Source organism: Tissierella carlieri, assembly GCF_018917285.1.
In the GTDB taxonomy this organism is placed as follows: Bacteria; Bacillota; Clostridia; order Tissierellales; family Tissierellaceae; genus Tissierella; species Tissierella carlieri.
Genome location: NZ_JAHLOH010000011.1, coordinates 18,572 through 29,200, shown reverse-complemented (window position 1 = coordinate 29,200; position 10,629 = coordinate 18,572). Strand labels below are relative to the sequence as shown.

General features: G+C 30.3%; 13 protein-coding genes. 10 read left to right on the top strand and 3 right to left on the bottom strand.

Annotated features, from left to right (window positions below):
* The first annotated feature begins 228 nt into the window (after positions 1-228).
* The 6 genes from KQI38_RS01320 (at position 229) to KQI38_RS01295 (ending at position 4,038) form a co-directional block, all read left to right on the top strand.
* Positions 229-645, top strand: a complete 417-nt coding sequence (locus KQI38_RS01320) for an NUDIX hydrolase (RefSeq protein ID WP_216554535.1) — start codon at positions 229-231, stop codon at positions 643-645.
* A 329-nt stretch (positions 646-974) separates the two neighbouring features.
* A complete protein-coding gene (locus tag KQI38_RS01315) occupies positions 975-1,454 on the top strand; it encodes an NUDIX hydrolase (RefSeq protein WP_216554533.1) in 480 nt (159 codons plus the stop codon).
* Between the two features lie 86 nt (positions 1,455-1,540).
* Entirely contained in the window at positions 1,541-2,008 is a 468-nt protein-coding gene (locus tag KQI38_RS01310) for a YdeI/OmpD-associated family protein (RefSeq protein ID WP_216554531.1), read from the top strand.
* A gap of 50 nt (positions 2,009-2,058) precedes the next feature.
* Positions 2,059-2,832, top strand: a complete 774-nt coding sequence (locus KQI38_RS01305) for a hypothetical protein (protein ID WP_216554529.1) — start codon at positions 2,059-2,061, stop codon at positions 2,830-2,832.
* 212 nt (positions 2,833-3,044) lie between these two features.
* A complete protein-coding gene (locus KQI38_RS01300; RefSeq protein WP_216554527.1) occupies positions 3,045-3,395 on the top strand; it encodes a hypothetical protein in 351 nt (116 codons plus the stop codon).
* Between the two features lie 166 nt (positions 3,396-3,561).
* Positions 3,562-4,038 (top strand): superoxide dismutase family protein, encoded by a 477-nt coding sequence (locus KQI38_RS01295; protein WP_216554525.1) that lies wholly within the window; start codon positions 3,562-3,564, stop codon positions 4,036-4,038.
* 74 nt (positions 4,039-4,112) lie between these two features.
* On the opposite strand, the gene KQI38_RS01290 is transcribed toward KQI38_RS01295, so the two are convergent.
* The gene (locus KQI38_RS01290) at positions 4,113-4,835 is read right to left on the bottom strand and encodes a muramidase family protein (protein WP_216554523.1); all 723 of its coding nucleotides are present in this window, start codon (positions 4,833-4,835) and stop codon (positions 4,113-4,115) included.
* 233 nt (positions 4,836-5,068) lie between these two features.
* Here KQI38_RS01290 and KQI38_RS01285 point away from each other — a divergent pair, with 233 nt between their 5' ends.
* A complete protein-coding gene (locus KQI38_RS01285; RefSeq protein WP_216554521.1) occupies positions 5,069-5,893 on the top strand; it encodes a metallophosphoesterase in 825 nt (274 codons plus the stop codon).
* A gap of 7 nt (positions 5,894-5,900) precedes the next feature.
* Positions 5,901-6,974, top strand: coding sequence for a DNA polymerase IV (locus KQI38_RS01280; RefSeq protein ID WP_420857126.1), 1,074 nt, complete (start codon positions 5,901-5,903; stop codon positions 6,972-6,974).
* 53 nt (positions 6,975-7,027) lie between these two features.
* Here KQI38_RS01280 and ftsH read toward each other — a convergent pair whose 3' ends face one another.
* Both ftsH and KQI38_RS01270 read right to left on the bottom strand, forming a co-directional pair.
* Positions 7,028-8,875, bottom strand: coding sequence for an ATP-dependent zinc metalloprotease FtsH (gene ftsH, locus KQI38_RS01275; RefSeq protein ID WP_256312056.1), 1,848 nt, complete (start codon positions 8,873-8,875; stop codon positions 7,028-7,030).
* 30 nt (positions 8,876-8,905) lie between these two features.
* The gene (locus KQI38_RS01270) at positions 8,906-9,349 is read right to left on the bottom strand and encodes a MarR family winged helix-turn-helix transcriptional regulator (protein ID WP_216554517.1); all 444 of its coding nucleotides are present in this window, start codon (positions 9,347-9,349) and stop codon (positions 8,906-8,908) included.
* A 261-nt stretch (positions 9,350-9,610) separates the two neighbouring features.
* Here KQI38_RS01270 and KQI38_RS01265 point away from each other — a divergent pair, with 261 nt between their 5' ends.
* Positions 9,611-10,099, top strand: coding sequence for an RNA polymerase sigma factor (locus KQI38_RS01265; RefSeq protein WP_216554515.1), 489 nt, complete (start codon positions 9,611-9,613; stop codon positions 10,097-10,099).
* On the top strand, positions 10,096-10,629 hold the full coding sequence (locus tag KQI38_RS01260; protein ID WP_216554513.1) for a zf-HC2 domain-containing protein: 534 nt from the start codon (positions 10,096-10,098) through the stop codon (positions 10,627-10,629). The genes KQI38_RS01265 and KQI38_RS01260 overlap by 4 nt, the downstream gene beginning before the upstream one ends.

The following is a 10,629-nucleotide window of genomic DNA, read 5'->3' as shown; positions in this document are numbered from 1 at the left end:
TAGTCAGTCCATTAGATTACTATGAACACAGGCGTAATGTTAGATTTAATTGAACCGCCGTATACGGAACCGTAAGTACGGTGGTGTGAGAGGGAAAATTTATTTTTCCCTACTCGATTTTTTGGAATATTTAGTTTAAAAAGAAGGAGTTTGAAAGAAAATGTAGAATAGTATTATGGAAGAAGGTGGAAGCCTGATGGAAAATTCAAAAAAGGAGTTGAAATAGCTATGATTAAAAGAACTAATATACAAACATTTATATTTAGTAAGAATCCATCTTTTAAGATTTTAATTTTAAAGCGAATCCCAGAAAGAAGTGGTTATTGGCAGCCAGTGTGTGGCGGGGTTGAAAATAAGGAAAGTTTAATAGAAACGGTTATCCGAGAGGTATTTGAGGAAACAGGTATAAGTAATATCAAGTCTATTTTAGATTTAGATTATACATTTACATATAGGGAAGTAAAAGAGGGTGAATTAATGGAGATGCAAGATTATTGTTTCGCTGTTGAAATTAATAACGTAACTAATATAAAACTATCTAATGAACATGAAGAATATAAATGGTGTTCATATGATCAGGCAAAAGAAATTCTAAAATGGGAACATAATTTGATCGCTTTAGAAAAATTAATGTGCAGAATTTAATTATCTATCATAAGCCACCATCGTTCATTGCATGTTTATATTAAAATTTTTCTTAGTAGTATGAAATTTTTTAGTAAAATCAAGTTAAGAGGATTCTTATAAGGCTTAGCTCATAGTGCAATGTCTAAAGCTAGGTATAACAAAGCACTCAATTCTGTTTTTGAAGCCATCGAAGAAGTCAAAGCGCATCACTTTCATTAGTGGTAAAGCTCTACAAGTGAGTAATACTTTAGGGTTCGATTTAGAGATATTATAACGTTATTAGAACTCTCTATATCGGCTGTATGTCCTGCACCGATTGAATAAAGAAGAGATTTGGAGGTATGGTTATGGCAGATTATATTGGAGATTTAAGAAAATTAATAGGAACAAGACCAATAATTATGTGTGGAGCAAATGTTATTTTGTTAAATGATCAAGACCAAATTTTGTTGCATCATCGTATTGACAGGGATTGGTGGGGATTGCCAGGCGGGGCAATGGAATTAGGTGAAAGTCTTGAACAAACAGCAAGTCGTGAAGTTTTAGAAGAGGTAGGGCTAGTATGTGGAGAACTAAAGCTTTTTAATGTTTATTCGGGTGAGAATCTATATTACAAATACCCAGATGGGAATGAAGTTTATAATGTCACTATTACATATTTATGTAACGATTATTCCGGAGAAATTGTTGTCGATCCAAGTGAAGGAAGAGATGCACGCTTTTTTCCATTGGATAATATACCGTCAAATTTGAGTTCCACAATTAAAGAAATTGTGGAAGAATTTCTTCTAAAATATCATGATCTAAAAGCACAACGAGTGATATAAAGCCATTAAAATGTTGAATTAATTCAGCAATCTAAATTTTATTGAAACTAGATATGATTTAGATTTGATCAAATAAGAGAAAGGTTATGAGAATTAATATGAGTAAAGAATTTAATGCAATTTTACAAAAACTTGAAGGTAAAATAGAGTGGACAGTATTTTATATTCCATTCTCTATAGAAGAAGAGTATGGAACTAAAAGTAGATTTAATGTACAAGCTATAATTGATGGGCATCCCTTTTCGGGTACATTGTTACCTAGTAAAAATGGACATTATATGGTTTATAATAAGACAATAAAATCAATATGTAAAAAAGAAATAGGGGATAGCATTCATGTAGTTTTAAAGCCTGATGTTCAGGAGAGAGTTTTGGATATACCTAACTATATCTTAGAGAAGATTAGAAGTAATCCAATTGCAAATTCAAGGTTTAATGAGTTGCCATACTACATTAAAAGAGAAGAGATCAATAAAATTGAAGAATCGAAGAAAGAAGAGACTAAGATAAGAAGATTAGAAAAATTAATACAAAGATTAACTAACAATATTTAGAGTACTTAATGAGATGGAGATTTGATGTAATTAATCTAGGAGGTAAGCATATGTTAAAGGATATTAACTCATTTAAGGATATTGATAGTTTTATTGAACATCTGAAAAAGAAAGATGACATTGTAGGGATTGTTGAGTACGGTGGTAGAACACATAGTGATATGAGTATTGGTGGAGATTACGATTTAACTGTTATATTTAACAAACCTATATCTCATAATTTTACAGGGATACATTTTCATATAGGGGGAATACCCATGGATTGTATGCTTTTATCTGTGGATGATTTTTTATCAGATGCTCCTTTAAATGAGTTTCTATTGGTCCATCTAAATTGTAAAATACTTTTTGATAGAAACAATATAATCAAAGATATTTTAGATAAAATAAAAAAGATTTGGAAAGCTCCAGAATATTTATCAGACTATGAGATAAACACCTTTAGGTTCACATTTCAGCATATCATAGACAAATTAGAACATAGATTATATGAAAATGAATTATATTCTAAGTATTTCATATTTTCCTCTTTTGATTGGTTCTTGCAATGTTATGCAAGAATAAAAAATTTGGAAAGAGGAAAGCCCAAAGTACATTTGAACTATATTGAAAATAATGCTCCAGAATTATTTAATATTATTAATCAAATGTATAGCACAGATGATTTAAATATACAATTTGAAATGCTAAAAAGATGTGCATATCATATGTTGCAACCAATTGGTGGATTATGGCAAAGGGATGAAATTTTGTTTCATGTGACACCCGGTGGAAAGATTATAGATGCTGAACAAAGGTCAGTTATTAAGTTATTGTTTGAATAAAATCTTGGAGAGCTTTTTAAAATTGCATAGCTTGCACAATTTGGTAGATTTATAACATTAGTATAGGTTTGATAATGAAATATGAATTAAAATAATAAAGCAAATTTTTCAATAGTAAATATAGTATATTGATTTTAATATATAAAAACTTATTTTATATCAACACTTATATATTAAGATCAATGACTATTTATATAAATGGAGGAAGTATTATGGAATATAACATAGAATTTTGGAATGCATTAGATTGTCTTATGCAGCAATCTGAGGTTATTATTGATAGACCAAAAGGAACAGTACATCCAAAATATCCAGATTTTCTTTATGAAGTAGATTATGGTTATTTAAGGGATACTGTATCAATGGATGGAAATGAAATTGATGTCTGGAGGGGAACCCATAAGGAACAAAAAATAGATGCCATAATCTGTACCATAGATTTAATGAAAAAGGATTCAGAAATTAAGATACTAATTGGATGTACAGAAGAAGAAAAAGAAAAGATTTATCATACTCATAATAATTCAGCTTATATGAAAGGTATCTTAATTCGAAGGTTATAGGTGGAATATTAACTAAGATAAATATGATTAATTTATTTTTTTATGCCACTATATCGAAATACTGTGATTCATATAAAAAATACTATCCATTTCTTATGTGAAAATATCTATATTACACCTATTATAAACTCCATTCATATTATATATTTGAAGGGAGGAATAAGTAATGTGTCATGAAAATAGAACAAAGGCATATGCAAGAATAAAGGGTGGAAATTTATATCCAAATTTACGCGGCATAATATTTTTTGATGATGTAGAAGGTGGTACAGAGGTGAGTGTAGAAGTCTGGGGATTGCCATTATATAAACCTGCTGAAGGTAATAACCAACCTATAGGACCACATGGATTCCATATACATGAAAAGGGAATATGTGAAGTTACGAATCCAGATAATCCATTTGAATCAGCAGGAGAACACTACAATCCAACAAATCAACCACATGGAAACCATATTGGAGATTTTCCCGTTTTATTTTCAAATAACGGCTATGCCAGAATGAGCTTTTTTACAGATAAGTTTAAACCTGAGGATATTATAGGTAGATCGGTTATAATCCATCAGAACCCCGATGATTATAGAACACAGCCAGCTGGTAATTCGGGGAAAAGAATAGCTTGTGGAGTAATTCGTCCATCTTAAAAAATTCAACAATGAAAAAACAAAAGCCTAAATTATTGGGCTTTTGTTTTTTCAATTATATTAGTTAGAAGTATTTATATACAAACAGTAAAACATCTTCTTGGTATACATATTACTTGACCAATTTGCAATCTATTTGGATCAATTCCTGGATTCGCGTTTATAATTGCCTGAACAGTTACATTAAACCTTTGGGCAATTGAAAACAAAGTATCTCCTGGTCTTATTGTATATAGGAATCCATTAGGACATGGAGGTGTAGGTGGCATTGGTCTTGGTATACATATTACCTGACCTATTTGCAAAAAGTTTGGATCGATTCCTGGATTTGCATTGATAATTGCTTGCACAGTTACATTAAACCTTTGGGCAAGTATAAATAAAGTATCTCCAGCAACTACTGTATAGAGGAACCCATTAGGACATGGAGGTGTAGGTGGTGTAACTCTTGGTATACATATTACTTGACCTATTTGTATAAAGTTTGGGTCGATTCCTGGATTTGCGTTTATGATTGCCTGCAAACTAACATTAAATCTTTGAGCAATTCCTATCAAAGTATCCCCTGCAACTACTGTATAGAGGAATCCATTAGGGCATGGAGGTGTTGCTCTTGGTATACATATTATTTGACCTATTTGTAATCTATTTGGATCAATTCCAGGATTAGCATTAATGATTGCCTGCACAGTTACATTAAATCTTTGAGCGAGTGAGAATAAAGTATCTCCAGCCATTATCGTATATTGGAAACTTCCAGGAGGACATACTTGTTCTATTTGATAATTATCATTCATAATAATCACCTTTCCTTTCATATATTTATAGTCATTATATATTATGCTGGAAAAGGAACAAATGCTAAAGATATTATAAGAAATGGACAAAATATTAGATTTTCATGTATTAATGAATATTTCAAGTCTTTTATTTCATTGACTCAGCAAACTTCTTAAACATTGCAGGGATATATATTTATGATATAATCAATATATTATAGATACATCATTCTAGCAATGGGAGGATAAAAGTGAAATTGTTGAAAATTATATCTATTATTGTAACTTTAATAGTATTTGTATATATTTATAATTACAATCAGATAAGTAAATTTAGAGTGAGAGACATAAGAATAGATTCCAAAAAGGTAAGAAATAATTTAAAAATAACTCAAATATCTGATTTTCATTCTAATGGCTTAATCGATCTAGAAAAAATGGAGGATAAGATAAAAAAATTTAATCCAGATATTATAGTGTTAACAGGTGATATTATAGATTCTAATGATATAGAATTAGATGCTGTAATTAAACTATTTGAAACATTATCGAAATTAGATAAGAAGATTTATTTTGTGCAAGGTAATCATGAAGCTAGGCAGGAATTATATAAAGATTTAAAAGATGAGATGAAAAGATTAGAAATAATTATCTTGGAAGATAATTCTACTACAATAACGGTAAATAACGAAAAAATAAATATTACTGGTCTCAAATTTCACTCAAAACCTAGAGAATATAATGAAGTTATATATTATCAAGAAGCGATTAAAGATCTAAATTTAGGTTACTATAATATTTTACTTAGACATTCTCCTAATAATGTGGAAAATATTTTAAGTGGAAAAGAAGACTTAATATTATCAGGACATACGCATGGCGGACAAATCAGGGCACCATTAATAGGAGCAGTAGTAGCTCCAGGGCAAGGATTTTTCCCAGAATATGATAAAGGGATTTTTAGAATAAATGATACAATTTTATATATTGATAGTGGTTTAGGAAATAGTGCTGCACCAATAAGGGCATTTAATCCTGTTCAAATTTCAAATATTATAATTGAGCCAAAGAAGTGATAAAATTATGGAGATACAAAATTTAAAGCAAAAAATGGAATTGAATATTATTCATGTAGATATGGATGCCTTTTATGCATCGGTGGAGGAGCAGGATAATCCTAAAATTAAGGGATTGCCTGTGATAGTAGGTGGTTTGAGTAATCATGGAATTGTAACTACTGCTAATTATGAAGCTAGAAAATATGGAATTCATTCTGCTATGCCTATATTTATGGCAAAGAAAAAATGTCCAAAAGGTTGTTATGTATTTCCTAGGATGAAGAGATATCAAGAAGTGTCTAAGGAAGTTTTCAGTATTTTATATGAATTTACAGATTTAATAGAGCAAGTATCAATAGATGAAGCCTATTTAGATATTTCTAATATAAGTATGGAACCTTTGGAACTAGTCATGAAAATTAAAGAGAAGGTAATGATAGATACAGGCTTAACCATGTCAGTAGGGGTTTCATATAATAAATTTTTAGCTAAGCTTGCATCAGACTGGAATAAGCCAGATGGCATAAAAGTAATAACTGAGGATATGGTTCCTAATATATTATTGCCACTACCAGTTAGAAAGGTACATGGTATAGGTCCGAAATCTGCTAAAAAACTAAATGGTATAGGGGTATATACTATTGAAGACTTACTAGGGCTTTCGGAATATTTCCTTATAGAGCTTTTTGGGAAGGCTGGTATGGAAATATATAGTAGAATCCGTGGCATAGATTATAGGAAGGTAAATACTACCCGTGAGAGAAAGTCCTTAGGTGTAGAACGGACCTTTGAAGAAGCTACAAGTGATAAGAAAGTACTTATGAAATATTTAGAAAGATTTTCAGAGGAATTATCATATGATTTAAAGAATAGAGGTATACATGGACGTACGATTACTTTAAAAATAAAGGATGAGAATTTTGCAGTTCAAACAAGAAGTAAGACTTTAAATGAGTATATTAACGATTTGCCTCAGATATTTGATATATCTCTGGAGCTTTTAGAGGAGATAGAGATACATAATAAAATTAGATTAATTGGTATAACAGCATCAAATCTTATGACTTCAGAATTAGAGCAGCTTTCTTTATTTGATTAAAAGCTACATTTATGTAATATAATATTACATAAATGTAGCTTTTTATTTAATAATTAATTATTATATTGTTTTTCAGCAGCCTCAAGTACTTTCATAAATTCTTCACCTGTAATAGTTTCATGTTCTAACAAAAACTCAGAGAGTTCATGAAGCTTACTAATATTTTCAGTAAGAATATCTTTTGCTTTTTGGTGTGCTTTTTTGATAATTTGAAGAACTTCTTCATCTATTTTAGATGACATCTCAGCTGAACAAGCGAGAGAAGCATCTCCTCCTAGATATTGGTTTGATACTGTCTCTAGTGCCATCATATCGAAGGTATCACTCATACCGTAGCGAGTCACCATAGCTCTTGCTATTTTAGTAGCTTGCTCAATATCGTTAGATGCACCAGTAGTAATTGAATTGAAGATAATTTCTTCAGCTGCACGACCGCCAGTTAAAGTGATTATTTTATTAAACATTTCTTCCTTGGACATTAAAAACCGTTCGCTCTCTTCTACCTGCATAGTATAGCCTAATGCACCAGAAGTCCTTGGAATAATAGTAATTTTATGAACAGGAGCAGAGTTCTTTTGCTTTGCTGCAACTAATGCATGTCCTATTTCATGATAAGAAATTATTAGTTTTTCTTTAGTAGATATTACAGCTCCCTTTCGTTGATAGCCTGCTATAACTGTTTCAACTGATTCTTCAAAGTCAGATTGATTTACCTTAGTACGTTTACATTTTACTGCACGTAGCGCCGCTTCATTTGCAATATTTGCAAGTTCTGCACCTGATGCACCAGAAGTAGCTCTAGCAACTGCATTGTAGTCGATATTATTTTCTACTTTAATTTTTTTAGTGTGAACCTTAAGAATATCTTCACGGCCCTTTAAATCAGGAAGCTCTACCGGAATACGTCTATCAAATCTTCCAGGTCGTAGAAGGGCTTTATCTAAAGTCTCTGGTCTATTGGTTGCTGCGAGAATGACAACACCTTTACTACCATCAAATCCATCCATTTCAGTAAGCAATTGATTAAGGGTTTGTTCACGTTCATCATTACCACCCATACCAGAATTATCACGTTTTTTACCAATAGCATCAATTTCATCAATGAATACTATACAAGGAGCTTTCTCCTGTGCTTGTTTAAATAAATCACGTACACGTGCAGCACCCATTCCTACAAACATTTCAACAAATTCAGAACCAGATATGGAGAAAAACGGAACACGAGCTTCTCCAGCAACAGCTTGAGCAAGTAAGGTTTTACCAGTTCCAGGCGGTCCTACAAGTAAAGCACCCTTTGGAAGTTGTGCACCGATTTCCTTATACTTATCTGGATTGTGAAGAAAATCAACGATTTCTGTAAGTGCTTCTTTCGCTTCATTTTGACCTGCAACGTCGGCAAAGGTTTTTCCAGTTTGAGCCTTTACATATACTTTAGCGTTACTTTTACCAAAGGTCATAGAATTACCACCAAATTTTCCTTGTAAATTACGAGAAAACAGTTGGCCGATTCCTATAAGAAGTAATATTGGAATAATCCATGTTAATAGGAAATTAGTAAGTGGTGATCTTTCTTTTGGAATTATCTCTGAAAATTTAATTTCTTTATGCTCATAAAGCTCGTACAAACGATTTACTAAATCAGGATCATACATTTTACCCGTTATAAATAAACTATCTTTTCCATCTTTATCTAAGGCAATAAAGGCAATTTGGTTTTCTTGAATTTCTACTTCTTTAATATTCCCTGATTCTATCTGCTTTAAAAATGTTCCATAATCAACTTCGGTTATTTGTTGCTTTAATAGCGACGGAAATACAAAAGTATTCAGAAGCATCAATACTATCATTGTAATTGTATAATAGTAAATTAAAGGTTTTTTAGGATTTTTTTTTCTATTCATAAACATTCCAACCTTTCTAATTAAGATTTTTTATACTTGATTCATTCTTATTAACAAGTCTTTTAAATTTTGTAGACCAGATATAATAGCGTGAAGATTATCAGGGTTTTCACATGAAAAGATGGAGGAATATCTCTCTTTTAAAATATTGTCAATTTCATCAATAGTAGATAAGCCTTTATCAGTGAGTTCTATTTTTACAACTCTCTCATCTGATTTATCTCTATGTCTTTGTAGATATCCTTTTTTCTCTAATTGTTTGCACATAGATGAAGTATTTCCACTTTGTATACTCATAATCTTTGCTAAACTACCAATACTATGATCTTTATTGTCCTTTATTTCTCTAAGGATCTGAGTTTGTATAATAGTTAAATCATATTTATTAATTATAGGAATGAAAGTAGTACCCATGTTTACAGATACATCTCTCATTAAATCCATCAATTGATTTTTAAATTCTACGGCATCCATTTATAGGCCTCCTTTTATATTCACTAATATTTAAATAACTATATAAGGTATATTATATATAATAGATATATAATATACCTTATATAGAGGGTTGTCAATATAATTTATTTTATAGATCATGCTTATTATATATTTTTATTATAATGTATACTTAAAAATAGGAGTATGAAGAGAAGCTTTTTCTAATAATATAAAATTATTTTAGAATATCTGTAACATTTCTATAAAAAATGTGACTAATTATATGAAAGGAGGGTTTTGATGAGAGAAATAGAAAAACTATATAGACTTTATAAAGATGATATTTATAGATATTTACTTTCTTTGACTCATAATCCTGACCTTTCACAGGATTTGCTGTCAGAAACTTTTATAAATGCAATTAAGACCATCCCAAATTTTAAAGGACATTCTTCAATAAAAACATGGTTATTTTCCATAGCTAGAAATTTATGGTTACAAAATATTAGAAAAGAAAAATCCACATCTGAATATAACGACTTTCTACAATTATATGTAGCAGATACTATGGATGAAAAATTAATTACAGAAGAAATAGCAAAAAGAATAAGTAATTTATTATTAGAAAAAGATGAGCGTACACAAAAAATAGTAAATATGAGACTAGAGGGTTATAGCTTTATAGAAATTGCTGCTAGTGTAGGTATATCAGAGAATTCAGCAAGAGTTATTGACTTTAGAACTAGAAAATGGATTAAGTCTATTTTAGAAAAGGAGGGATTATATTGAAAAATATTTCTTGTGATATAATATTAGATTTAATACCACTAGTAAAGGATGGTGTAGCAAGTGAAGATAGCCAGAAAATAGTAAATGATCACATTAAAAGCTGTAGCAATTGTAAAGTAGAATTTGAAGCCTTTGAAGACATTTATTCAGAACAAAAATCTATAAATGATAAAAAAATAATCTATAATATCAAAAAAAATATTTTCATAACACAAATTCTTATTCTTGCAATTGGAGCTATTACCGGAATAGCATTAACGAATTCTATGGGCATGTTTTATAACTTTATTATAATGCCTGTGATAGGAGGGATTTCTTTTATAGTGTTAAAGAGAAGGTGGTATATAACTCCAATATCAGTTTTTATTTTGAGTTATTTATGGCAGACAATAGCATGGGCAATAGAAAGTGGATTTGATTGGACAATTTTGTATGGTAGTCTGTTTTATAGCATCATATATACGAGCTTAATAGTACTGGGAGTAATCATTGCAAAGCTTTTAAAATTTGCATTTGGGAAAGGTGAATAA

Coding starts and splice junctions, on each gene's coding strand:
- KQI38_RS01310 (WP_216554531.1), top strand. CDS start 1,541: ATGAGAATTAATATGAGTAAAGAATTTAATGCAATTTTACAAAAACTT.
- KQI38_RS01320 (WP_216554535.1), top strand. CDS start 229: ATGATTAAAAGAACTAATATACAAACATTTATATTTAGTAAGAATCCA.
- KQI38_RS01295 (WP_216554525.1), top strand. CDS start 3,562: ATGTGTCATGAAAATAGAACAAAGGCATATGCAAGAATAAAGGGTGGA.
- KQI38_RS01305 (WP_216554529.1), top strand. CDS start 2,059: ATGTTAAAGGATATTAACTCATTTAAGGATATTGATAGTTTTATTGAA.
- KQI38_RS01315 (WP_216554533.1), top strand. CDS start 975: ATGGCAGATTATATTGGAGATTTAAGAAAATTAATAGGAACAAGACCA.
- KQI38_RS01300 (WP_216554527.1), top strand. CDS start 3,045: ATGGAATATAACATAGAATTTTGGAATGCATTAGATTGTCTTATGCAG.
- KQI38_RS01265 (WP_216554515.1), top strand. CDS start 9,611: ATGAGAGAAATAGAAAAACTATATAGACTTTATAAAGATGATATTTAT.
- KQI38_RS01280 (WP_420857126.1), top strand. CDS start 5,901: ATGGAGATACAAAATTTAAAGCAAAAAATGGAATTGAATATTATTCAT.
- KQI38_RS01270 (WP_216554517.1), bottom strand. CDS start 9,349: ATGGATGCCGTAGAATTTAAAAATCAATTGATGGATTTAATGAGAGAT.
- ftsH (WP_256312056.1), bottom strand. CDS start 8,875: ATGAATAGAAAAAAAAATCCTAAAAAACCTTTAATTTACTATTATACA.
- KQI38_RS01290 (WP_216554523.1), bottom strand. CDS start 4,835: ATGAATGATAATTATCAAATAGAACAAGTATGTCCTCCTGGAAGTTTC.